Consider the following 22,489-nt stretch of genomic DNA (forward strand, 5'->3'; position numbering starts at 1 on the left):
ACTGGACGAGGAGCGGGCACGGTGAGCGAGAGCAGTGCGGGGGCGGCGGCGGACGTGGTGGCGGCGACCGCCGCCGCGGCGGCCGGATGGCGCAGGGCCTCGGTCGCCGGGGCCGCCATAGGGGTGCTCGCCGCCGGAGCGGCGGCCGGAGTCGCCGTCGAACGCCTCACCGTCGGCCGGGGCATACGGAAGAGGGCCCGCCTCGCGCTGGACGCCTCCGGGCCGTACGGCGCGCTGCGCGGCACACCCGGTCACGCGGTCGCCGACGACGGCACCGCGCTCTACTACGAGGTCGACGAGGCCGAACCGCCGGAGCCGGGGAACACCGGCGGCGCGCACGCGCGCAAGCGCCGCCTCTTCGGCCGGAAGTCCCCCGGACCGGTCACCGTGGTCTTCAGCCACGGCTACTGCCTCGCCCAGGACTCCTGGCACTTCCAGCGGGCGGCGCTGCGCGGGCTGGTCCGCACGGTCCACTGGGACCAGCGCAGCCACGGCCGCTCCGCGCGCGGCCGGGCCCAGGCGGACGGGGTGCCGGTCACCATCGACCAGCTGGGCCGGGACCTGAAGGCCGTCATCGACGCGGCGGCCCCCGAGGGGCGGCTGGTGCTGGTCGGGCACTCGATGGGCGGCATGACGATGATGGCGCTCGCCGACCAGCACCCGGAGCTGATCCGCGACCGGGTCGCCGCCGCCGCGTTCGTCGGCACCTCCAGCGGCCGGCTCGGCGAGGTCAACTTCGGGCTGCCGGTCGCGGGCGTCAACGCGGTGCGCCGGGTGCTGCCCGGAGTGCTGAAAGCCCTCGGTACCCAGACGGAGCTGGTGGAACGCGGGCGCCGGGCCACCGCGGACCTCTTCGCCGGCCTCGTCAAGCGGTACTCGTTCGGCTCGCGGGACGTGGACCCGGCGGTCGCCCGGTTCGCCGAGCGGCTGATCGAGGCCACCCCCATCGACGTCGTCGCGGAGTTCTACCCGGCCTTCACCGAGCACGACAAGAGCGCGGCGCTGCCGGTCTTCCGGGACATGCCCGTGCTGATCCTGGCGGGCGACAAGGACCTGGTGACCCCCAGCTCGCACAGCGAGGCCATCGCCGACGTGCTGCCCGGGGCGGAGCTGGTCATCGTGCCCGACGCGGGCCACCTGGTGATGCTGGAGCACCCCGAAACGGTGACCGACCGGCTCGCGGACCTGCTGGTGCGGATCGGAGCCGTACCCCCTCCGGCTAACGTGGGCCGGCATGGAAGCACCGCACAACGGCCCGGCCGCTGAGACCGCGGCGGCCCCGGAGGCCGTCACCGTAACGATCGCCGTCGAGTCCCCCGAACAGATGACGGAGCTGGGCCGCGACCTGGCCCGGCTGCTGGCCCCCGGCGACCTGGTGATGCTCACCGGCGAGCTCGGCGCCGGGAAGACGACCCTCACCCGCGGCCTCGGCGAAGGGCTCGGGGTGCGCGGCGCCGTCACGTCCCCGACCTTCGTGATCGCCCGGGTCCACCCGCCGCTGGGCGACGGGCCCGCACTGGTCCACGTCGACGCCTACCGCCTGGGCGGCGGGCTCGACGAGATGGAGGACCTCGACCTCGACGTCTCGCTGCCCGAGTCGGTGGTGGTCGTGGAGTGGGGCGACGGCAAGGTGGAGGAGCTCTCCGACGACCGGCTCCACGTGGTCATCGACCGCGCCACCGGCGACACCGACGACGAGCGCCGCGAGGTGACCCTCGCGGGGATCGGGGCGCGCTGGTCGGACCTGCGCACCCGGATCGGCGACCGACCGGCCTGAACCGCCGACCGCCGCACCCCTCCGTCCCGCGGGGCGCCCTCCCTCCGGGGAAGGCGCCCCGCAGGCGTGTGCGCGGGCGTGCGGACCTGCCCGCAGGCGTACGGGGGGCGCCGGCACGGGTGGTTTCCGACAAGGTGTCGGTAAAATGTTGCACGGACGCCCCCGCCCGTGGTGGTATGGGGTGGCGAACTGGTTAGGTATACCTAACCACTCCTCAGCGGAGCCCAGGAGGCATCCATGCCGACGCCCGAGCGAGAAGTCCGGTACCCGTCCCCGTCCGGGGTGCCGATGAAGGATCTGCTCGCGTCGTGCGCGGCGGCCAGTGCCGTGTCGACGCCGCCCTCCGAGGCTCCGGCGGCGCGTCCGGGAGACGAGGCGGATCCGGCCGGTCCGGTCGGCGGGAGCGACGCCGGCGCGGCCACGGTGCACGGAATCAGGCCGCCCGCGCGACGCGAAGCGGCCTGATCCGCCGGGAGGACCGGGGCGTTACGGGACGACGACCACCTTCGTGTCGATCGTGGCGAAGTTCCACAGCGCGTCGGCGTCCTCGCGCGTCATCCGCACTCCGCCGGCCTTCACCGTCGGGTCCGGGGTCGGCAGCGAACCGTCCTGGGCCGCGCTGAAGCCCACCACCGAGTCGCCCACCTCGGCGAAGAGCACCACGTGCTCGATCGGAACCCCGTCGGAACCCTCCGTCGCACCGGTGCGACGGAAGACCGCGAACGTGCCCGGTGCCGGGCTGATGCTGCTCGGCACCACCTCGAAGGTCCTCGACGCCTTGCCGTCCGCGCCGACCAGCCACACCCTCTTCTGCTTCAGCGCGTAGACGACCCGCGGGCCGGTCCCGGAGCCCGTCGGCACCACGAGCGGGTCGGCGGCGGGCTCGGGCTTCTTCGTGGACGGCTTCGCGGACGCGGAGGCGGAGGCGCTCGTCGACGGAGCGGCCACCGAATCGGGGGCGTTCGCCGACGCCTGGTAAGCCAGGAATGCGACCACGGCGACAGCCGCCGCCGTGAGCCCGGCCACGATTCCCGAGCTGCCCCTTGCCACCTGAGCTCCCCTTTCGCATGCGGTCCGCCGCATGCCGCCTGTCGCATGTCGTACAAGGATTACGTCGTATTCGCGTATCCCGGGTGACGGTAGCAGCAGCCACCGGGCGGACCGGGACGCCGTACGGCGCGATGGCCCGGTCGGCGGGAGCCGTAGGCTGTTTGCGTGCTCTTGCTCGCCATGGATACCGCCACCCCCGCCGTCACCGTCGCCCTCCACGACGGCACCTCCGTCGTCGCGGAGTCCGGCCAGGTGGACGCCCGACGCCACGGAGAGCTCCTGCTCCCCACCGTCGACCGCGTCCTCGCCGAGGCCGGAACCACCCTCGACGCCGTCACCGGCATCGTCGTGGGCGTCGGCCCCGGCCCCTACACCGGGCTGCGCGTCGGCCTGGTGACCGCCGCGACCTTCGCCTCCGTGCTCCGTGTCCCCGTGCACGGCGTGTGCACCCTGGACGGACTCGCGTACGCCGCCGGGGAGGAAGCCGGGATCACCGGCCCCTTCGCGGTCGCCACGGACGCCCGCCGCAAGGAGGTCTACTGGGCGCGTTACGCCGACCCCCGCACCCGGACCGGTGGCCCGTCCGTCGACCGGCCCGCCGACATCGCCGAGGAGCTGGCCGGGCTGCCCGTCGTCGGAGCCGGAGCGGTGCTCTACCCGGACGCCTTCCCGGACGCCCGCGGCTCCGAGCACGTCTCGGCCGGGGCGCTCGCCGCGCTCGCCGCGGAACGCCTCGCCGCCGGGGAGAAGCTGCTCGACCCGCAGCCGCTCTACCTCCGCAGGCCCGACGCGCAGGTCCCGAAGAACTACAAGGTGGTCACCCCGAAGTGACCGACGTGACCGTCCCGGCCGCCGAACTGCGCGAGATGCGGTGGTGGGACATCGAACCGGTGCTGGAGCTGGAACACGAGCTCTTCCCCGACGACGCCTGGTCGGCCGGGATGTTCTGGTCCGAGCTCGCCCACGCCCGGGGCCCGCACGCCACCCGCCGCTACGTCGTCGCCGAGGAACCGGTCACCGGCCGGATCGTCGGCTACGCCGGACTCGCCGCCGCCGGGGACCTCGCCGACGTCCAGACCATCGGCGTCACCCGTGCCCACTGGGGCGGCGGCCTCGGCTCGGAACTCCTCGACGACCTGCTGAAGCACGCCACCGCCTTCGAGTGCGCCACCGTGCTCCTCGAAGTCCGGGTCGACAACACCCGCGCCCAGAAGCTCTACGCACGCTTCGGCTTCGAGCCGATCGGCTTCCGGCGCGGTTACTACCAGCCGGGCAACATCGACGCACTCGTCATGCGCCTCCACGTACAAGGAACAGAGAATGGCTGATGGCAATGGCTGACGAACCGCTCGTGCTCGGCATCGAGACCTCCTGCGACGAGACCGGCGTCGGCATCGTGCGCGGCACCACCCTCCTGGCGGACGCCGTCGCCTCCAGCGTCGACACCCACGCCCGCTTCGGCGGAGTCGTCCCGGAGATCGCCTCCCGGGCCCACCTGGAGGCGATGGTCCCCACCATCGAGCGCGCCCTCAAGGAGGCCGGGGTCAGCGCCCGGGACCTCGACGGCATCGCCGTCACCGCGGGCCCCGGCCTCGCCGGAGCGCTCCTCGTCGGCGTCTCGGCCGCGAAGGCGTACGCGTACGCGCTGAACAAGCCGCTCTACGGCGTGAACCACCTCGCCTCGCACATCTGCGTCGACCAGCTGGAGCACGGCCCCCTGCCCGAGCCCACCATGGCCCTGCTGGTCAGCGGCGGCCACTCCTCGCTCCTGCTCGCCCCCGACATCACCGACGACGTACGGCCGCTGGGCGCCACCATCGACGACGCGGCGGGCGAGGCCTTCGACAAGATCGCCCGCGTGCTGGACCTCGGCTTCCCCGGCGGTCCCGTCATCGACCGGCTCGCCCGCGAGGGGAACCCGAAGGCCATCGCCTTCCCGCGCGGCCTCTCCGGCTCCCGCGACCCGGCGTACGACTTCTCCTTCTCCGGGCTCAAGACCTCGGTCGCCCGCTGGATCGAGGCGAAGCGTGCGGCGGGCGAGGAGGTGCCGGTGCGCGACGTGGCGGCGTCCTTCCAGGAAGCCGTGGTGGACGTGCTCACCCGCAAGGCGGTCCGCGCCTGCAAGGACGAGGGCGTCGACCACCTGATGATCGGTGGCGGCGTCGCGGCCAACTCCCGGCTGCGCGCGCTCGCCCAGGAACGCTGCGAACGCGCCGGGATCCGGCTCCGGGTACCCCGCCCGGGACTCTGCACGGACAACGGCGCGATGGTCGCCGCGCTCGGCGCCGAGATGGTCGCCCGCAACCGCCCCGCCTCCGACTGGGAGCTCTCCGCCGACTCCTCGCTCCCGGTGACCGAGCCGCACGTGCCCGGCGCCCCGCACGACCACAGCCACGACCACGTGCACGAGGTCAGCAAGGACAACCTCTACTCATGACCGTCGCCTCATGACCGTCGCCCTGATGTGGGAGGCCCGTGCCGCCGACGGGCGGGGCACGGAGCTGCTGGAGTGGGCCCGCGCCCGCGCCGGCGAGCTCGCCCGCACCCCGCTCCGCAGCGAACTGCTGCGCGCCCCGCAGGACCGGGTGCTGGTGATCACCTGGTGGCCGGGGGAGTACGGCGACGAGCTGCCCGAACTCCCCGAGCCGGACGACCGGCTGATCACCCGCCCGGTGCACCGCTGGCGCTTCGAGTCGCTGGGGCCGGTCGACTCCTGACGCGTCCGGGGGCGCGGTGCCCGGCGCGGAGCGGTGTTATCGACGATAGCGCAACGGTGTTATCGTCGATACATGCCCTCCGAACACCCCTCCGCGGGAGAGAACTCCCGCGACCGCATCATCGCCGCCGCGCTCACGCTCCTGAACGAGCAGGGCCGTGAGGCCGTGTCGACCCGGGCGGTGGCCACCGCGGCCGGCGTCCAGGCGCCGGCCATCTACCGGCTCTTCGGGGACAAGCAGGGGCTCCTCGACGCCGTGGCCGCGCACGGCTTCGCCGCCCACCTCCCGGCCAAGTCGGCGATGGAGCCCACCGAGGACCCCGTCGACCACCTGCGCGCCGGCTGGGACCTGAACGTCTCCTTCGCCCTGGGGAACCCGGCCCTGTACTCCCTCATCTACGGCGAACCCCGCCCCGGCGTGCACGTCGAGGCGGCCGGGATCGCCGCCGGGATCCTCGCCGACGCCATCCGGCGGATCGCCGCGGCGGGCCGGCTCCGGGTCGAGGAGGCGCTGGCGGTCCAGCTGGTGCACGCGGGTGGCCGAGGCGTCGCACTGGAACTGCTCTCCCGCCCCGACGAGGAGCGCCACCCCTCGCTGAGCGCCGCCGCCAGGGAGGCGGTCATCGCGGCGATCACCCACGACGCCGCCCTCCCGCCGGGCGACCCCGGACCCGTCACCGCCGCCGTCGCCCTGCGCGCCGTGCTCTCCCGGGCCACCGCCCTCACCGACGGCGAACGCGCCCTCCTGCGGGAGTGGCTCGACCGCATCACCCGAACCGAGAACGACCGGAGCACCTCATGATCGTCGTCACCGCCCCCACCGGCCAGATCGGACGCGGCCTCCTGGCCCGGCTCCTGGACGGCGCCGAAGAACCGGTCCGCGTGATCGCCCGCGACCCCGCCGCGCTCGACCCCGCGGTGCGCGAGCGCGCCGAGGTGGTGGAGGGCTCGCACGCCGACCCCGCCACCGTGGCCACGGCGTTCGAGGGCGCCGACACGGTGTTCTGGCTCGTCCCGCCCGACCCGCGCGCGGACGACGTCACCGGCCACTACCTGGACTTCACCCGCCCCGCCTGCGAGGCGATCGGGCGGCACGGCGTGCGGCGGGTCGTCGGCGTCTCCAGCCTGGGGCGCGAATTCGGCGAGAACGCGGGCAACCTCTCGTCCGCCTTCGCCATGGACGCCCTGATCGAGACCACGGGCGTGGCCTACCGGTCGCTGCGCATGCCCTTCTTCATGGAGAACCTGCTCATGCAGGCCGAAGCGATCCGGCACGGCGCGTTCCACCTGCCCAACGCGGCCGACCGGACGCTGCGCCTGGTCGCCACCGCGGACGTCGCGGCGACCGCGGCCGACCTGCTGCGCGTCCCCGCGTGGAGCGGGCAGAGCAGCGTTCCGGTGCTGAGCCCGGACTCCCTGACCCCGCGGGAGATGGCGACCACCCTCTCCGAGGTCCTCGGGACACCGGTCGCCTTCCACCGGACCCCGATCGCCGGCTTCCGGGCGACGATGCTCCAGTACGGGATGAGCGAGGGCTGGGCGCGGGGACTCGTCGACATGGCCCTCGCCCAGGACGCCGGCATCTACGAACCCGAGGCACTGGCCGCCGAACCGTCGCCCACCGGCTTCCGCCAGTGGTGCGAGGACGTCCTCAGGCCCGCCGTGCGGGGCTGAACCCCGCCGGATCGGTCCGTTCCCGGGCTCATCGCGCACCCCCGCGCCCGCTCCGAACGGGCGCGTGGCCCCGCGTGTCCGATGAGTTCCGGGCGCCCGGCGGGTCAACCTTGCACACCTCCGGACCGATCACCGGGCCGGGGCCGAGCGGGACCCATCGAGGAGAAGACCATGCAGAAAATCACACCCTGTCTCTGGTTCGACGGCCGGGCCGCCGAGGCCGCCGACTTCTACGTCTCCGTGTTCGGCGGCGACTCGCGCGTCCTGGAGACCTCCCGCCACTCCGGCGACGGGCCGGCCGACTCCGGCGCCGTGCTGACCGTCCGCTTCCAGCTCGCCGGGCAGGAGTACCTGGGACTCAACGGCGGTCCCGCGTTCCACTTCACCGAGGCGCTCTCCCTCTCCGTGGACTGCGCGGACCAGGCCGAGGTGGACCGGCTGTGGGACGCGCTCACCGAAGGCGGCGAGGAGAGCCGGTGCGGCTGGCTCAAGGACAGGTACGGCCTCTCCTGGCAGATCGTGCCGCGTGCGCTCCCCGAGATTCTCGGCGGACCCGACCGGGACCGGGCCGCCCGCGCCATGAAGGCCATGATGGGCATGGGCAAGCTCGACGTGCAGGCCCTGCTCGACGCCTGAACGGCAGCGTGCCGGGCCGCGGTTGGGTGCGCCGACGGCCCTCACCGGCTTCGCGGAAGCGGACGCGGGGTGCTCGCGCCCGGGTGCCGGGGCGGGGCCTTCGCCCGGTCAGTAGGGTCGGCGCCATGCCCTCCCGTGCCGTGCTTCCGCCGCCCCCGCCACCCGCAGCGATCCGCTCCTGGCCGGACCGCCCCTCGCTGCTCGCCGACCGGGCCGCGGTCCTGGGCGAGCTGGTGAGGCTGCACGTCGGCGGCGGACGGCTCGCCCTCCTCCTGACCTGGGGAGGGGTGGCCGCCCTCGGCTGGGCGGCCGTCGGCGCGGCCCTCATCGCCTTCCAGGAGTCCCTCGACCCGATCAGCGACCTGGTCGCGGTCGTCCTCGCCTTCGCCGGCATCGGGCTCCTCGTGCCGGCGGCCGTCTTCTTCGGGCTCGGCGCCGCACGCGCCCGGAAGGTCCGCGTCCTCCTCACCGCCTGGGGCGCCCTCGACCGCGACCCGGACCGGGACCCGCTGCTGCGGATGCCGGGGCTCGGGCTCGCCTGGCTGCTGATCTCCTACGCGCTGTGCGCCGCCGGCCTCTTCACCTGTGTCGCCGTACCGGCGTCGGCCACCCCGGGCGAGGACACGTACGGCCTGGTGGTCCTCGGCATGGGCGCCGGACTCTGCGTCTGGATCACCGGCCTCACCGGTGCCGTCACGGCCCTCTCCCACCGCCGCTGGGTGCTGCGGGTCCTCACCGCCCCGGCGCCCGCGCCGGTACGGCAGGGCGAGGCAGCGGGGCAGGCCGGGTGAGCGGGGTGCACGCGGTTTGACCGGATGCCGCCTCCGTTTTACCGTGGACGGTATGTCGGAGGTCGCCTCCGTTTCTCCGTCCCGCAGTGGCGTGCCGACGGTGGACCCATGAACCGCAGCAGTGAGGGGGCAGGAACGTATGAGTGTCGAAGACCGACCGGTCCGCAAGCCGCGAGCGGACGTCCAGCGCAACCGCGAGGCCCTCCTCAGGGCGGCACAGCGCCACTTCCTGAGGGACGGGGTCGGCACTTCCCTGGAGGCGGTGGCGAAGGAAGCGGGCGTCGGACCCGGCACGCTGTACCGGCACTTCCCCCACCGGGAGGCTCTGCTGGCCGCCGTCCTGCTGACCCGTTCCGAGGAACTGGTGGCGCGGCAGGCGGAGATCGCCCGGATCGGGGACCCCGCCGAGGCGTTGGGGCAGTGGCTGCGAGCCATGGAGGAGTACCTCAGCGCGTACGCGGGACTGCCGGAGCCGCTCATGGCCGCGGCCAAGGCGCAGGAACCGCACAATCCGCTCACGGTGCCCTGCGAGCACCTCATCGCCACCACCGACACGTACGTGGAGGCCGCCCGGCGAGCGGGGAAGGCGCGTCCTTCGGTGACGGGATTCGATCTCTTCCTCGCGGCCTGCTCCGTCGCCTGGATCATGGGCGCGGGCACCACCGACGAGCAGGCGATCGGGCGCCTGCGGGAGCTCATCGAGAGCGGCTACCGCCCGACCGGCGGCACGGAGTAGCTCCACCCGTCGTTCGGCGGCACGCAGGCGCGGGCCCGGCCCCTCCAGCCCCTTCCCACGCGGACCCGCCCGCCCCGGACACCCGGCCGCACGCCCTCCCACGCCCCCCACACCCCGCGCACCCCGCGTCAGAGGAACCGCACCACTTCGGAAGGACCTCCATGAAACTCGGCATCATCGGAACAGGAGCCGTCGGGACCACACTGGCCCGAGCCCTCAGCGCCGCCGGACACGACGTCCAGGTCGCCAACTCGCGGGGCCCCGAGACCATCGACGCCGACGCGCTGGACTTCGGCGCGCACGCGGTGAGCGCGCGAGAGGCGGTGCGGGACAAGGAGGTCGTCATCCTGTCCGTCCCGTTCGCCCGCGTCCCCGACGTCGCCGGGCTCTTCGCCTCCGTACCGGACGACACCGTGGTCATCGACACCTCCAACTACTTCCCCCACCTGGGCGGCCCCATCGACGCGGTGGACGACGGCCGGGTGGAGAGCGTGTGGGTGAGCGAGCAGCTGGGCCGACCCGTGGCCAAAGCCTGGAACGCCGCGCTGGCAGGCACTCTGCGGACCAAGGGCGTGCCGGAGGGGACGCCGGGCCGCATCGCGCTCCCGGTCGCCGCCGACTCCGGCGAAGCACGGCGCGTCGCGATGCGGCTGGTGGAGGAGAGCGGCTTCGACGCCCATGACGCCGGCGTACTCGCCGACTCCTGGCGGCAGCAGCCGATGACCCCCGCCTACTGCACCGAGCTGAGCCTCGCGGAGCTGGCCCCGGCCCTCGCGGCGGCCGACCGGTCGCGAGCACCGCGCGACCGCGACCGGCAGATGGAGCGCTTCATGACCCTGGGGGCCGCGCCCACACTGGACGAGACCGTCGCACTCAACCGTTCGCTCCACCTCTGACGTCTGCCCCGTCGCGCTGCGCGCGGACGGCGGGCGGGCTCCCGCGCTCGCCGGTGGCGCCGGTCCTGCGGCGAGGAACGTGAGCCGGTCCCCGCCGGCGGTGCCCGGCTCGGTGGTGCGGAGGGCCGGCCCACCGCTCACCGGAGGTCGGCGCGTACACCTCACCGGAGGACATCGGCAGGTCGAAGGGCTGGGGGGTGGCTCCAGGAGCCACCACCCTTCCCACGATCACCCCCGGCGCCCACCGCGCGGCGCCGCCCGGGGAGGGCCCCCGCACCGAGACTCGCCTGAGGGCCGTCGCCGGACCGGGCCCCGGACATCGAGAGCGTTCCGTGCACCGACCGGTGCCGAGGGCGCCCCGCACGACGAGGAGACCCCCCTTGCGTGGAGCATGGGGCGTCCTGGGACGGTCGGGCGTCCGGCAGGGGACCCGGACCGGTCAGGCGTCCGGCCGGACCGGGTGCCCGATCAGCATGGTCGGGGCGCCGGCAACCCGGGTCAGCAGGACCGTGGCGGAGTTCGGCCCCTGGAGCTTCATCCGGCGGCGCACCTCCTCCGGTTCCACCGCCGAACCGCGCTTCTTCACCGTCAGCACCCCCACCTCCCGCTCCCGCAGCAGGGCCTTGAGCCGCTTCATGTGGAAGGGGAGCCGGTCGGTGATTTCGTACGCGGAGGTGTACGGGGAGGCGTACGGCTCGTCGCTGGTGACGTAGGCGATCGTCTCGTCGATCAGCCGCCCGCCGCACCGCTCCACGATGTCGGCGACCAGGCTGGCGCGGATCACCGCGCCGTCCGGCTCGTACAGGTACCGGCCGACCGGGCCGACCGGCGGGGGCGGCAGCGGGGAGCGGGTGGCGAGGGTGGCGCCGGACGGCAGCAGGGTCGCCCGGTAGGTGCCGGGTTCGAAGCCCTCGCCGTACCAGAGCACCGCCTCCTTCACGTCCCCGCCGTCGGAGATCCACTCCGCCTCGGCCTCCGGCCCGATCGCCTCGTGCGGGACGCCCGGCGCGATCTTCAGCGCCGCGCGGGGGGCCTTCAACGCGGCGGCGGTCGCCCAGGAGAGCGGCGGCGAGTACGCCTCCGGGTCGAAGATCCGGCCCCGCCCGCCGCGCCGGGCCGGGTCGACGAAAACGGCGTCGCAGGGGGAGGTGTCGATGTCGGTGACGTCGGCGCACCGGACCTCGATCAGAGCGGTCAGGCCGAGGGCCTCCGCGTTGGCGCGGGCCACCTCGGCGGTGAGCGGGTCGCGGTCGACGGCCAGGACCTCGATGCCCGCGCGGGCCAGCGCGATCGCGTCGCCGCCGATGCCGCAGCACAGGTCGGCCACCCGCCGCACCCCGCCGAGCGCGGCGAAGCGTGAGGCGCGGTGGGTGGCGACGGAGGTGCGGGTGGCCTGCTCGACGCCGTTGGGGGTGAAGTACATCCGGTACGCGTCCTCGGGCCCGAACTTCGCCACCGCCCGCTGCCGCAGCCGGGCCTGCCCCAGGGCGGCCGAGACGAGGGCGGGCGCGTGGTCGCGCCGGAGCCGGGTGGCGGTGGCCAGTTCGCGCGCCGGGTCGTGGTCCCGCAGCTCGTCCAGGAGGGCGGCGCCCTCGGGCGTACGCAGGGCGGCGAAGGCGGCGAGCGGGTCGGCGGGGCCGTCACCGGCGGGGAGAGGTGCGTTCACCCGACCCATTGTGGGCCAGGGACCGCCGGGAGCCCTCCGGGCCTCCCGGGGCCCAGGTGACGAGGAGGGACCGTACGAGGGCTCCGGCGGGTTGTGCTCCAGGTGGGGGAAGCGGTGCCGGGCGCCCGGCGGTGTCGGGGCGGCGTCCGGGGGCGGGCTGGCAGGATGCGGCGCCATGCAACTAGTACGACAAAAAGAAAAAAGGACAACGAAACGGCTCGGATCCGGCACCGTCGTCCTGGCCGCCCTGCTGGCGGCCGCCCTCGCCTCCGGATGCGGAGAGGACCCTCCGGGCCCCGACCGTCCCGTCCACCGGGGCGCATCGGGCGGGGGAGCCGGACCGGCGGCCGGTCCGGCTCCTGGGGCCGCTCCGGTCAGCGCCCTCGTCGCCTACGCGGAGCAACTGAAACGGCGTCAGGCGCAGCGGGCCGCCGTCGCGAGGAAGTGGGGGCTGGCGAAGGTCCCCCTGGTCGCCCCCGCGCCGCCCGCCGTCAAGCCGCACCTCACCACCCGGGAAGGGTTCGAGGTCGACGACGGCGACGATCTCCCGCCGGTGTTCACCACCGTCCCCACCACGGAGCGGATCGTCTTCCTCACCATCGACGACGGGGCCGAGAAGGACCCCGAACTCATCCGGATGATGGACGAGCTGAAGATCCCGTACAGCGCCTTCCTCAGCGACTACCTCGCGAGCGAGGACTACGGCTACTTCACCGCGATGCAGAAGAAGGGCGTGGCGCTCAACAACCACACCCTCAGCCACCCCTACCTGCCCGGGCTCTCCTACGCCGAGCAGAAGAAGGAGATCTGCGACCAGCAGACCAGGATCGAGAAGCACTTCGGCAAACGGCCGGTGCTCTTCCGGCCGCCGTACGGCAACTACAACCGGGACACCCTCGTCGTCGCCCGGTCCTGCGGGATCGAGGCCGTACCGCTGTGGGCGGCCGAGGCGTTCGTCGACCACATGGAGTGGCGCGAGTGGGACCGGGACCTGCACCCGGGCGACATCGTCCTCACCCACTTCCAGGGGCGCGCCCAGTGGAACGGCACCATGCCGGACATGATCCGCACCGTCATGAAGACCATCACCGACAAGGGGTACGCGGTCGCCCGGCTGGAGGACTACGTCTGACCCCCGGCCCCCGGGCGGCCGGGAGCGCGGACGCTCCGGCGGGGGAGGCGGCGGTGAGGGAGGCGAAGGCTGGGGAGGCGAAGGCGGGGGAGGCGTCGGCGGGGCGCTGCAGCGGAGCCCCCGCCGGCGCGGGGTGGCTCCGGCGGTAGTCGCCCCGCGCGACCGACACGGTGACGAAGACGAGGACGAACGCCGCGATCAGCTGTGTCCATCCCGTCCAGGGCCACTGCCGCCGGACGAGGACCACGCCGATCAGGACGGCGGCGACCGTGATCGTCCCGAAGGCGAGGGTGGCCGACCAGTCGGTCTCCGGGGGCGGAATCCCCGGCTCCCCGTTCCCCGGATCCGCCCGTTCGGCCGACCGGTGGGTCAGCGCCCGCTCCAGGGCGACGACCGCGCCGACGACGAGTTCGAGGGCGAGCGCGAGCAGGGCCACCGCCGCGTCGGAGCACCCCCGCACCAGGGGCGACGGCTGCTGGGGGGTGCGGGAGCTCTTCGGCATACCGGCACCGTCGCCCGGAACGGCGTCCACCGCCCCGGCGTTGTCCCTACGGACTCCTGATCGAGACCCCGCCGACACGTCGTCGCGACGTGCTCGCCCCGCGGCCGGCGGCCTCCGCGTCCGGCCGCGGTGCGGGCCCCGTCCGGTCCCGCTCTCCCTGGCCGCGGCGCCCCCGGGCGGCCCGCCTCCGGGTGCGGACGGCGCCACGCACGGGTACGTAATTGGCACTCCGCTTGACCGAGTGCTAATCGCGGTCATAGTCTCAGTGCTGGCACTCCCCCCTGGAGAGTGCCAGCAGTACCGCACGACAGGGCAGGTCCGGCACCCGCGACGACGGATCCGGCCCGGTCGGCGACCAAAGACTGTTAAACCCCGTGAGATCTCCGAAGGGGGAGACCGGATCGTGTCGACCACCAGCTCCAAGGTTGCGATCAAGCCGCTCGAGGACCGCATTGTGGTCCAGCCGCTCGACGCCGAGCAGACCACGGCTTCCGGCCTGGTCATTCCGGACACCGCCAAGGAGAAGCCCCAGGAGGGCGTCGTCCTGGCTGTGGGCCCGGGCCGCTTCGAGAACGGCGAGCGCCTTCCGCTCGACGTCAAGACCGGCGATGTCGTTCTGTACAGCAAGTACGGCGGCACCGAGGTGAAGTACAACGGCGAGGAGTACCTCGTCCTCTCGGCGCGCGACGTCCTCGCGATCATCGAGAAGTAATTCACCCACATTTGCTGTGTGTTCTGCGCCCCTGGCCCCCTGCGAAATAACTAGCCGGGTGGCGAGGGGCGCAGTTCGTTCGAGAGGGAAAGTCAGCTCATGCCGAAGATTCTGAAGTTCGACGAGGACGCTCGTCGCGCCCTTGAGCGCGGCGTCAACAAGCTTGCCGACACGGTCAAGGTGACGATCGGCCCCAAGGGCCGCAACGTCGTCATCGACAAGAAGTTCGGCGCTCCCACCATCACCAACGACGGTGTCACCATCGCGCGCGAGGTCGAGCTCGACGACCCGTACGAGAACCTCGGTGCCCAGCTGGTGAAGGAGGTGGCCACCAAGACCAACGACGTCGCGGGTGACGGCACCACCACCGCCACCGTGCTCGCCCAGGCGCTCGTCCGCGAAGGTCTGCGCAACGTCGCCGCCGGCGCCTCCCCGGCCTCCCTGAAGAAGGGCATCGACGCCGCGGTCAAGGCCGTGTCCGAGGAGCTCCTCGCGACCGCCCGTCCGATCGAGGACAAGTCCGACATCGCCGCCGTGGCCGCGCTCTCCGCGCAGGACCCGCAGGTCGGCGAGCTCATCGCGGACGCGATGGACAAGGTCGGCAAGGACGGCGTCATCACCGTCGAGGAGTCCAACACCTTCGGTCTGGACCTCGAGTTCACCGAGGGCATGGCCTTCGACAAGGGCTACCTGTCGCCGTACATGGTGACCGACCAGGAGCGTATGGAGGCCGTCCTCGACGACCCGTACATCCTGATCCACCAGGGCAAGATCGGCTCCATCCAGGAGCTGCTCCCGCTGCTGGAGAAGGTCATCCAGGCCGGCGGCTCCAAGCCCCTCCTGATCATCGCCGAGGACGTCGAGGGCGAGGCGCTCTCCACCCTCGTCGTCAACAAGATCCGTGGCACCTTCAACGCCGTCGCGGTGAAGGCCCCGGGCTTCGGTGACCGCCGCAAGGCCATGCTCGGTGACATCGCCACCCTCACGGGTGCGACCGTCATCGCCGAGGAGGTCGGCCTCAAGCTCGACCAGGCCGGTCTGGACGTGCTGGGCACCGCCCGCCGTGTGACCGTCTCCAAGGACGACACGACCATCGTCGACGGCGGCGGCGACGGCGCCGACGTCAAGGGCCGCGTCAACCAGATCAAGGCCGAGATCGAGAACACGGACTCCGACTGGGACCGCGAGAAGCTCCAGGAGCGCCTCGCGAAGCTGGCCGGCGGCGTGTGCGTGATCCGCGTCGGTGCCGCCACCGAGGTCGAGCTCAAGGAGAAGAAGCACCGTCTGGAGGACGCCATCTCCGCGACCCGCGCCGCGGTCGAGGAGGGCATCGTCTCCGGTGGTGGCTCTTCCCTCGTCCACGCCGTCAAGGTCCTGGAGGGCAACCTCGGCAAGACCGGCGACGAGGCCACCGGTGTCGCGGTCGTGCGCCGCGCCGCCGTCGAGCCGCTGCGCTGGATCGCCGAGAACGCCGGCCTCGAGGGTTACGTCATCACCTCGAAGGTCGCCGAGCTCGACAAGGGCCAGGGCTTCAACGCCGCCACCGGCGAGTACGGCGACCTGATCAAGGCCGGCGTCATCGACCCGGTCAAGGTCACCCGCTCCGCCCTGGAGAACGCCGCCTCCATCGCGTCGCTGCTCCTCACGACCGAGACCCTGGTCGTCGAGAAGCCGGCCGAGGAAGAGGCCGAGGCCGGTCACGGTCACGGCCACTCCCACTAGTACGCTCCCCGCCCGCCGGCCTCAGGGCCGGTGGAGCGGCACGTGGCCCGGTGCCCCCGTCGCGGGGGCACCGGGCCACGTGGCGTTGCGGGGGCGCGCCCTCACTTCGGGCCGTACTTGCGCCCCGTCCGTGAGGTCATCTCACCCAGCAGGTTGCGCGGGGCCACCTTCACCAGCCCCATCAGCGCCTTGTACCGGGCGTCCGGCACCGAGACCGACTTGCCGCGCGCCAGGTCGGCGAGGGCCGCGGTCACCAGCTTGTCGGCGTCCAGCCACATCCACCCCGGAATGTTCCCGGTGCCCATCCCGGCCCGCTGGTGGAACTCCGTCCGTACGAAGCCGGGGCAGAGCGCCATCAGCCGCACCCCCGACCCCGCCAGGTCCTTCGCGGCGCCCTGGGTGAACTGGACGACCCACGCCTTCGAGGCCCCGTAGGTGCCGCGGGGGACGAACGCCGCGACCGAGGCGACGTTGACGATCCCGCCCCGGCCCCGATCGCGCATCCCGGCCGCCGCCGCCGAGGTCAGCCGCAGTACGGCCTCGCAGTGCACCTTCAGCATCGTCAGCTCGTCGGCGAGCGGAACCTCCAGGTAGCGGCCCTTGTTGCCGAACCCCGCGTTGTTGACGAGGAGTTCGACGGGGTGGTCGCGGTCGCGGAGCCGTTCCTCGACCGCCGCGATCCCCGCGTCCGTGGACAGGTCGGCGGTGAGCACCGTGGCCTCGATGCCGTGCCGGTCGTGCAGTTCGGTGGCCTGCTCCCGCAGTCGCCCGGTGTCGCGGGCGACCAGCACGAGGTTGTGCCCCTGTCCCGCGAGCCGCCGCGCGAAGGCGGCGCCGATGCCCGCCGTCGCGCCGGTAATCAGTGCAGTCGTCATGCGCGGCACGTTAGTGCTCCCGGGCCCGGTCCCGCGCACCCGTCCCACCGGAACCGGTACGGAGAGAGGGCCGGCCGACGCGGCGGTGACCCGGAACGGGTTATCCCGGCCCCCGGACGGGGCAGGTGACCCACGGTGCCCCCCGAGGGGGGTCCGGCAGGAGACATCCGGTGGTCGGAAGGGGGTCCGGCGGCGGAACGGGGTGATCCGGCGTTCCGACTCCGTAAAGATCCTCCTCGGGCACGAGGGTGCTTCCTTTGCCTACCTATTACTCTTGTGGCAAGGCCACGCTGCGTGGCCATGGAGGAGTGAGATGAGGAGCAGCAACCCGGTCTTCTCGCGACGGGGGTTCAGCCGCGACAACGGCACCGCGGGGTACGCGGCGCCGCAGGCCGGGGCCACCGTCACGGGTGAGAACCCTTACGCGCAGGGCACCGCCAACCCGTACGCCACCAACCCCTACGCCCAGCAGGCGCCGCCCGGAGTCCGCTCCGGCGCGATGACCATCGACGACGTCGTCAGCCGGACGGCGATGACGCTGGGCACGGTCGTCGTCGGCGCCGTGCTCGCCTGGTGGCTCCTGCCGATCGACGAGGCCAACCTCGGCAAGTCCTACGGCATCGCCGTCGGCGCCGCGCTCATCGGCTTCGTGCTGTCGCTGGTCAACTCGTTCAAGCGGAAGCCGTCGCCGCCGCTGATCCTGGCCTACGCCGCGTTCGAGGGCATCTTCCTCGGCGTCGTCAGCAACGTCGTCGATGCCTACGTCAGCCCCGGCGCCGCGATGCAGGCGGTGCTCGGCACCATGGCCGTGTTCGGCGGGGTGCTGATCGCCTACCGGGCCGGTCTCATCCGGGTGACCCGCCGCTTCTACGGCTTCGTCATGGCGGCCCTCATCGGCTTCGTGCTGCTGATGGTCGTCAACTCGCTCTTCGCCGTCTTCGGCGGCGGCGACGGCCTCGGCTTCCGCAGCGGTGCGCTCGGTGTCGTCTTCGGCATCGTCGCCATCGTGATCGGCGCCTGCATCCTCGCCCTGGACTTCAAGCAGGTCGAGGACGGCATCACCTACGGCGCTCCGCGCGAGGAGGCATGGACGGCCGCCTTCGGCCTCACCGTGACCCTGGTGTGGATCTACCTGGAGATGCTGCGGCTCGTCGCGATCCTCAGCGGCGACGACTGATCCCCCGCACCGGTCCCTTCCGGGCACCGCGCACGACGGCCCGCAGGCCCTGCCTGCGGGCCGTCCGCGTTAGGGTCGCGGGGTGCTTGATACCACCCCCCTGATCACCGCCGTGGACCGTTTCGCCGACCGGCTGCGGGCCGCCCCGCAGAGCCGCCTCCAGCAGGGCGCCGCCGAGAAGGCACTGGCCGCCGCCCGGGAGCTGTCCGCCCGCGCCCAGCGCGTCGAACGTCCGGGCCGGGAGCCGTCCACCCTGCCGGACGCCGGGATGTTCGCCGTCGGCGACCAGGTGGCCGTCGCCGGCCACGACCTGGCCGTGGCACTGGAGACGGCCTCGCCCGGTGAGCTGGACGAGGCCGTGCGGTACGTGACGGAGACGGCGGCGGAGGCGTTCGCCTGAGCCCGGGCCCGAGGGCCGGGGTCAGAACGAGGCGATGACGCGGTCCGCGAGGATGTAGACGTTGTCGGCGCCGCAGGAGAAGGTCAGCGCGTACGCGCCGGAGACGCCCGAACCGCCCAGCAGGACCGGCTGCTCGCCCGCCCGCAGGGACGCGGCGAGGCGTTCCGCCGTCTCCCGGTGGCCCGGGGTCATGCAGAGCGTGGTGCCGTCGGCGAAGACGTACACGTCCAGGGTGCCGAGCGGGCCGGGCCGTACGTCGGTCAGCTCGGTGCCGGTGTCGGCGAGCTCCTTCAGCCGGTTCACCGTGCGCTCGTGGTCCGTGATCACCGGCGTCCGGACCGGGACGAAGTCCGGGTGGGACGGGTGGCGGCGGCGGGCGGCGGCCAGTTCCGGAGAGTCGCCGGCCGCGGACTCCTCAGCCGTACCGGCCGTCTCCCTCGGCTCCGCCGGACCGGCCAGGTCGTCGAGGCCGGCCAGCTCGGCGAACTCCTGCATCGCGTCGGTCACGGCCGCGTCGTCCGGGTGGGCGGGCTGGGCCGGATGGACGGCGTACGCCGCCTCGTCCTCGTCGCTCTCGTCGCCCGGCCGGAAGCTCAGGACCTCCAGGCCGGCGAAGTCCGCCTGACGGGGCAGGAAGTACGGGGTGTCGTCGCCCAGGCCGGAGAGACCGCCCAGCAGCGACGGGGCGTCGGCGGCGTCGCGGGCCTCCTGCGCCGCCCAGAAGGCGCGCGCCTCGGCGAGCTCGCGCTCCCGCTCCTCGGCGAGGGCCTGGGACACGGCCTCGCGTATCTCGTCGGCAGTGGTGCCACCGGTACGGCTCTGCGCCGGTACCGTGCGGGCGCGGCTCCTGTCCTGGGCGAGCTCGGAGCGCAGCTCGGCGACCTGCCGGTGCAGTCCGCGGGCGGTGTGCACGGCGGCGGCGCCCACGGCCGTGGCAGCGGCGGTGGTCAGCAACAGGGCAAACGAGATGGCGCTCACTGACAGACTCCCGGTTTCCTTCGATACCCCCGACTTCCTACATCAGCTTGTCCTGTCGCTCGGCGCGCCGTCAGTGCAAAACGTCACGAAATGGACGGGTCTTTGGTCCCACCATCTCCGCCCGATCCGTCCTGACCTGCGGAAACGATGCTTCCGGGGGACGCACATCACATCCTGGGGGAGATTCGGTCACGGTGCGAGCTCGACCGGATTCGCCGACGCCGGCCCGAGGGACGCGCGGGTCGCTGCGGAGGCGGGCGGTCGGCGCGCGGACGGGCCGGGCGGCACACGCGGACGGGGCCGGGCGGCACACGCGGACGGGGCCGGGCGGAGGGAATCCCTCCGCCCGGCCCCGGACGGCCGTGCGGGGCCGGTCAGCTCAGGCGCTCGATGACCATGGCCATGCCCTGGCCACCGCCGACGCACATCGTCTCCAGGCCGAACTGCTTGTCGTGGAACTGCAGGCTGTTGATCAGGGTCCCGGTGATGCGGGCGCCCGTCATGCCGAAGGGGTGGCCGACGGCGATGGCGCCGCCGTTGACGTTGACCTTCTCCAGCGGCAGGCCGAGGTCCCGGTAGGAGGGGATGACCTGGGCGGCGAAGGCCTCGTTGAGCTCGGCGAGGTCGATGTCGTCCACGGTGAGCCCGGCGCGCTTCAGCGCCTGCTTGCTGGCCTCGACCGGGCCGTATCCCATGATCTCGGGGGAGAGGCCGGAGACGCCGGTGGAGACGATCCGGGCGAGGGGGGTCAGGCCCAGCTCGCGCGCCTTGGTGTCGGACATGATCACGAGGGCCGCGGCACCGTCGTTGAGCGGGCAGCAGTTGCCGGCGGTGACCAGGCCGTCGGGGCGGAAGACCGGCTTGAGCCCGGAGACGCCCTCCAGGGTGACGCCCGCGCGCGGGCCGTCGTCCTTGGCGACGACCGTGCCGTCCGGGGTGGTGACGGGGGTGATCTCGCGCTCCCAGAAGCCGTTCTTCAGGGCCTCCTCGGCGAGGTTCTGGGACCGTACGCCGAACTCGTCCATCTCCGCCCGGCTGATGCCCTTGATCCGCGCGAGGTTCTCGGCGGTCTGCCCCATCGAGATGTACGCGTCCGGGAGCAGCCCGTCCTCGCGCGGGTCGTGCCAGCTCGCGCCGGACTCCTCGGCGCGGGCGGCGGTGCGCGCCTCCGCCTCGGCGAAGACCGGGTTGTGCGTGTCCGGCAGGCTGTCGGAGTTCCCGCTGACGAAGCGGGAGACCATCTCGACACCGGCGGAGATGAAGACGTCGCCCTCGCCGGCCTTGATGGCGTGCAGCGCCATGCGGCTGGTCTGGAGCGAGGAGGAGCAGTAGCGGGTGACCGTACAGCCCGGCAGGTGGTCCATCCCCATCTGGACGGCGACGACGCGGCCCAGGTTGTTGCCCTGCTCGCCGCCGGGGAGACCGCAGCCGAGCATCAGGTCGTCGATGTCCCTCGGGTCCAGCTCGGGGACCTTCGCCAGGGCGGTCCGGATGATGGTGGCGGTCAGGTCGTCCGCCCGCAGGTCCTTGAGGGACCCCTTGAAAGCGCGGCCGATGGGCGAACGGGCGGCAGAGACGATCACGGCTTCGGGCATCACACGGCTCCATGGGGGCTGGAAGGCTCAACGACGGTACGGCCGCGGCCGGTGTGGCGCGACCGGACGGCCGGGCGAGCGGTCCGGAGCCACCGCCGGGCGGCGGATCCCGCCGGACCGTTCCGGCATCACTCTGTGCGAAGTTACCCCTACGTCAGGCCCGGGTCACCGCCCCGGCCGTGTGATGCGGACCTCTTTTCTAAGCGCTTGCTCAGCTCTCGGCGGTGCGCCGCCGGGTCGTCCACGACACGGCCTACGGGCGCCGCCGGGAGGCGCGGGCCCGGGCGTCGGAGCTCGCTCCCGGGGCGGCGGGCCCCGGAGCCGTACCGGGCGCCGGGCCGGCCCCGCCGTTCCCGTGCCGGCCCTCCCCCTCCGCGCCGGCCGCGGGGCGCTGCCCGTCCGCCTCGTGCCCCGGGGGGTGCGGGTGGGGCTCCGTGTGGGCGGGCAGCCGCCGCCGGCGGCGGTGCTTGAGCAGGGCCCAGGGAGCACGCGCCCCGGTGACCTCGGTGCCCGCCTCGTGGGCCGCCTGGGACGCCGCCTTCGCCACCGGCAGCATGTCCTCGCGCCGCGAGCCGTCGAGGTGGTCCGTCTCCGGCCAGAGCCCGAGAACCGCGCAGAGCGTCGGCAGCACCGCCATGGCCGCCGTGGCGTACCCCTCCGCCGAGGGGTGGTAGTTGTCCGGGCCGAAGAGCTCGCGCGGATTCGCCTCGAACTCCGGCCCCAGCAGATCGCCCAGCGAGACCGTACGCCCGCCCTGTTCCACCGCGCCGATCGTCTGCGCCGCTGCCAGCTGCCGGCTGACCCGGCGGGCCAGCCACCGCAGCGGCTGGTAGACCGGCTCGATCGTGCCGAGGTCCGGGCAGGTCGCCACCACCACCTCCGCACCCGCGGTCCGCAGCCTGCGCACGGCGGTGGTCAGACAGCGCACCGAGAGCGTGGCCGGCATCCGGTGGGTGACGTCGTTGGCGCCGATCATGATCACGCAGACGTCCGGATGCCGGGCCGGGTCGGCGAGCAGCAGCGTCACCTGCCGCTCCAGATCGTCCGACCTGGCCCCCGGCTGGGCCACGTTGCGCATGTCCACCGGCCGCTCGGCGACCGCCGCCAACCCCGACGCGAGCAGCGCTCCCGGCGTCTGTCCGGCCCGCCGCACCCCCTGCCCGGCCGCCGTGGAGTCACCGAGAAGAGCCAGCCGGAGGGGATCGGTGAGACCCGAGAAGGCGCCGCCGTACCGTCCGTCCGCGCTCGGTGGGACCGGGGCCGTGTTGCCTCCCACCTGCCGCTTCGCGAGCTGTACCTCCGCCATGACGAGGCCGACCGTCGCCGCCCCGATGAGCCCGATGCTGCCGCCACCGAACGCGGCGCCCGCCGCGATCCGCCGTGCCACCCTTGCCGTCGACACCGTGCGGTCCACCTCCTTCTCGCCACTCAGCCGTACTGCTACCTACCTGCCC

25 protein-coding genes are annotated in these 22,489 nt (G+C 73.3%); 18 read left to right on the plus strand and 7 right to left on the minus strand.

What is annotated here, in order from left to right; all coding sequences use genetic code 11:
- The first annotated feature begins 21 nt into the window (after window positions 1-21).
- From PZB77_RS19315 to PZB77_RS19325, 3 genes are all read left to right on the plus strand, one after another.
- A complete protein-coding gene (locus PZB77_RS19315) occupies window positions 22-1,266 on the plus strand; it encodes an alpha/beta hydrolase (protein ID WP_275493851.1) in 1,245 nt (414 codons plus the stop codon).
- On the plus strand, window positions 1,235-1,777 hold the full coding sequence (gene tsaE / locus PZB77_RS19320; RefSeq protein ID WP_275493852.1) for a tRNA (adenosine(37)-N6)-threonylcarbamoyltransferase complex ATPase subunit type 1 TsaE: 543 nt from the start codon (window positions 1,235-1,237) through the stop codon (window positions 1,775-1,777). Before PZB77_RS19315 ends, tsaE begins: the two co-directional genes overlap by 32 nt.
- Before the next feature lie 237 nt (window positions 1,778-2,014).
- Window positions 2,015-2,242, plus strand: coding sequence for a hypothetical protein (locus tag PZB77_RS19325; RefSeq protein ID WP_275493854.1), 228 nt, complete (start codon window positions 2,015-2,017; stop codon window positions 2,240-2,242).
- 21 nt (window positions 2,243-2,263) lie between these two features.
- On the opposite strand, the gene PZB77_RS19330 is transcribed toward PZB77_RS19325, so the two are convergent.
- The gene (locus PZB77_RS19330) at window positions 2,264-2,827 is read right to left on the minus strand and encodes a L,D-transpeptidase (protein ID WP_275493855.1); all 564 of its coding nucleotides are present in this window, start codon (window positions 2,825-2,827) and stop codon (window positions 2,264-2,266) included.
- A gap of 180 nt (window positions 2,828-3,007) precedes the next feature.
- On the opposite strand from PZB77_RS19330, the gene tsaB reads away from it, so the two are divergent.
- The 10 genes from tsaB to PZB77_RS19380 all read left to right on the plus strand — a co-directional run bounded on the left by tsaB (window position 3,008) and on the right by PZB77_RS19380 (window position 10,276).
- A complete protein-coding gene (gene tsaB / locus PZB77_RS19335) occupies window positions 3,008-3,658 on the plus strand; it encodes a tRNA (adenosine(37)-N6)-threonylcarbamoyltransferase complex dimerization subunit type 1 TsaB (protein WP_275496127.1) in 651 nt (216 codons plus the stop codon).
- 35 nt (window positions 3,659-3,693) lie between these two features.
- On the plus strand, window positions 3,694-4,155 hold the full coding sequence (gene rimI, locus PZB77_RS19340) for a ribosomal protein S18-alanine N-acetyltransferase (protein WP_275496128.1): 462 nt from the start codon (window positions 3,694-3,696) through the stop codon (window positions 4,153-4,155).
- A gap of 5 nt (window positions 4,156-4,160) precedes the next feature.
- The gene (gene tsaD, locus PZB77_RS19345; RefSeq protein WP_275496129.1) at window positions 4,161-5,264 is read left to right on the plus strand and encodes a tRNA (adenosine(37)-N6)-threonylcarbamoyltransferase complex transferase subunit TsaD; all 1,104 of its coding nucleotides are present in this window, start codon (window positions 4,161-4,163) and stop codon (window positions 5,262-5,264) included.
- A gap of 10 nt (window positions 5,265-5,274) precedes the next feature.
- Window positions 5,275-5,544, plus strand: coding sequence for a hypothetical protein (locus PZB77_RS19350; protein ID WP_275493856.1), 270 nt, complete (start codon window positions 5,275-5,277; stop codon window positions 5,542-5,544).
- Window positions 5,545-5,616: 72 nt separating this feature from the next.
- Entirely contained in the window at window positions 5,617-6,345 is a 729-nt protein-coding gene (locus PZB77_RS19355; protein WP_275493857.1) for a TetR/AcrR family transcriptional regulator, read from the plus strand.
- On the plus strand, window positions 6,342-7,217 hold the full coding sequence (locus tag PZB77_RS19360) for an NAD(P)H-binding protein (protein ID WP_275493858.1): 876 nt from the start codon (window positions 6,342-6,344) through the stop codon (window positions 7,215-7,217). The genes PZB77_RS19355 and PZB77_RS19360 overlap by 4 nt, the downstream gene beginning before the upstream one ends.
- Before the next feature lie 171 nt (window positions 7,218-7,388).
- Entirely contained in the window at window positions 7,389-7,853 is a 465-nt protein-coding gene (locus PZB77_RS19365) for a VOC family protein (protein ID WP_275493860.1), read from the plus strand.
- A 125-nt stretch (window positions 7,854-7,978) separates the two neighbouring features.
- A complete protein-coding gene (locus tag PZB77_RS19370) occupies window positions 7,979-8,644 on the plus strand; it encodes a hypothetical protein (RefSeq protein WP_275493861.1) in 666 nt (221 codons plus the stop codon).
- A 139-nt stretch (window positions 8,645-8,783) separates the two neighbouring features.
- The gene (locus PZB77_RS19375; RefSeq protein WP_275493862.1) at window positions 8,784-9,380 is read left to right on the plus strand and encodes a TetR/AcrR family transcriptional regulator; all 597 of its coding nucleotides are present in this window, start codon (window positions 8,784-8,786) and stop codon (window positions 9,378-9,380) included.
- Window positions 9,381-9,541: 161 nt separating this feature from the next.
- Window positions 9,542-10,276, plus strand: a complete 735-nt coding sequence (locus PZB77_RS19380) for an NAD(P)-binding domain-containing protein (protein WP_275493864.1) — start codon at window positions 9,542-9,544, stop codon at window positions 10,274-10,276.
- Window positions 10,277-10,715: 439 nt separating this feature from the next.
- Here PZB77_RS19380 and PZB77_RS19385 read toward each other — a convergent pair whose 3' ends face one another.
- On the minus strand, window positions 10,716-11,951 hold the full coding sequence (locus tag PZB77_RS19385; protein ID WP_275493866.1) for a methyltransferase domain-containing protein: 1,236 nt from the start codon (window positions 11,949-11,951) through the stop codon (window positions 10,716-10,718).
- 166 nt (window positions 11,952-12,117) lie between these two features.
- Here PZB77_RS19385 and PZB77_RS19390 point away from each other — a divergent pair, with 166 nt between their 5' ends.
- Window positions 12,118-13,074, plus strand: a complete 957-nt coding sequence (locus PZB77_RS19390) for a polysaccharide deacetylase family protein (RefSeq protein ID WP_275493867.1) — start codon at window positions 12,118-12,120, stop codon at window positions 13,072-13,074.
- Here PZB77_RS19390 and PZB77_RS19395 read toward each other — a convergent pair.
- Window positions 13,028-13,576, minus strand: coding sequence for a DUF6234 family protein (locus PZB77_RS19395; RefSeq protein WP_275493868.1), 549 nt, complete (start codon window positions 13,574-13,576; stop codon window positions 13,028-13,030). The genes PZB77_RS19390 and PZB77_RS19395 overlap by 47 nt on opposite strands.
- A gap of 403 nt (window positions 13,577-13,979) precedes the next feature.
- Between PZB77_RS19395 and groES the strand changes: the two genes are divergently transcribed.
- Both groES and groL read left to right on the plus strand, forming a co-directional pair.
- Window positions 13,980-14,288 (plus strand): co-chaperone GroES, encoded by a 309-nt coding sequence (gene groES, locus PZB77_RS19400; protein ID WP_028439209.1) that lies wholly within the window; start codon window positions 13,980-13,982, stop codon window positions 14,286-14,288.
- Between the two features lie 99 nt (window positions 14,289-14,387).
- Window positions 14,388-16,010 (plus strand): chaperonin GroEL, encoded by a 1,623-nt coding sequence (groL, locus tag PZB77_RS19405; protein WP_275493870.1) that lies wholly within the window; start codon window positions 14,388-14,390, stop codon window positions 16,008-16,010.
- Between the two features lie 101 nt (window positions 16,011-16,111).
- Here the strand turns inward: groL and PZB77_RS19410 are convergent, their stop codons facing one another.
- Window positions 16,112-16,885, minus strand: coding sequence for an SDR family oxidoreductase (locus PZB77_RS19410; protein WP_275493872.1), 774 nt, complete (start codon window positions 16,883-16,885; stop codon window positions 16,112-16,114).
- A 313-nt stretch (window positions 16,886-17,198) separates the two neighbouring features.
- Here PZB77_RS19410 and PZB77_RS19415 point away from each other — a divergent pair, with 313 nt between their 5' ends.
- Window positions 17,199-18,062 carry a Bax inhibitor-1/YccA family protein gene (locus PZB77_RS19415; RefSeq protein WP_275493873.1) on the plus strand — a complete coding sequence of 288 codons (864 nt, stop codon included), beginning with the start codon at window positions 17,199-17,201 and terminating at the stop codon, window positions 18,060-18,062.
- 82 nt (window positions 18,063-18,144) lie between these two features.
- A complete protein-coding gene (locus PZB77_RS19420; RefSeq protein ID WP_275493874.1) occupies window positions 18,145-18,462 on the plus strand; it encodes a hypothetical protein in 318 nt (105 codons plus the stop codon).
- 21 nt (window positions 18,463-18,483) lie between these two features.
- Here PZB77_RS19420 and PZB77_RS19425 read toward each other — a convergent pair whose 3' ends face one another.
- From PZB77_RS19425 to PZB77_RS19435, 3 genes are all read right to left on the minus strand, one after another.
- Window positions 18,484-19,440: a hypothetical protein gene (locus PZB77_RS19425; RefSeq protein ID WP_275493875.1), complete on the minus strand. Its 957-nt coding sequence runs from the start codon at window positions 19,438-19,440 to the stop codon at window positions 18,484-18,486.
- 374 nt (window positions 19,441-19,814) lie between these two features.
- A complete protein-coding gene (locus tag PZB77_RS19430) occupies window positions 19,815-21,035 on the minus strand; it encodes an acetyl-CoA C-acetyltransferase (RefSeq protein ID WP_275493876.1) in 1,221 nt (406 codons plus the stop codon).
- A 253-nt stretch (window positions 21,036-21,288) separates the two neighbouring features.
- Window positions 21,289-22,422 carry an SGNH/GDSL hydrolase family protein gene (locus tag PZB77_RS19435; protein ID WP_275496130.1) on the minus strand — a complete coding sequence of 378 codons (1,134 nt, stop codon included), beginning with the start codon at window positions 22,420-22,422 and terminating at the stop codon, window positions 21,289-21,291.
- Between the last annotated feature and the right edge of the window lie 67 nt (window positions 22,423-22,489).

It is taken from the genome of Streptomyces sp. AM 2-1-1 (assembly GCF_029167645.1).
GTDB lineage: Bacteria > Actinomycetota > Actinomycetes > Streptomycetales > Streptomycetaceae > Streptomyces.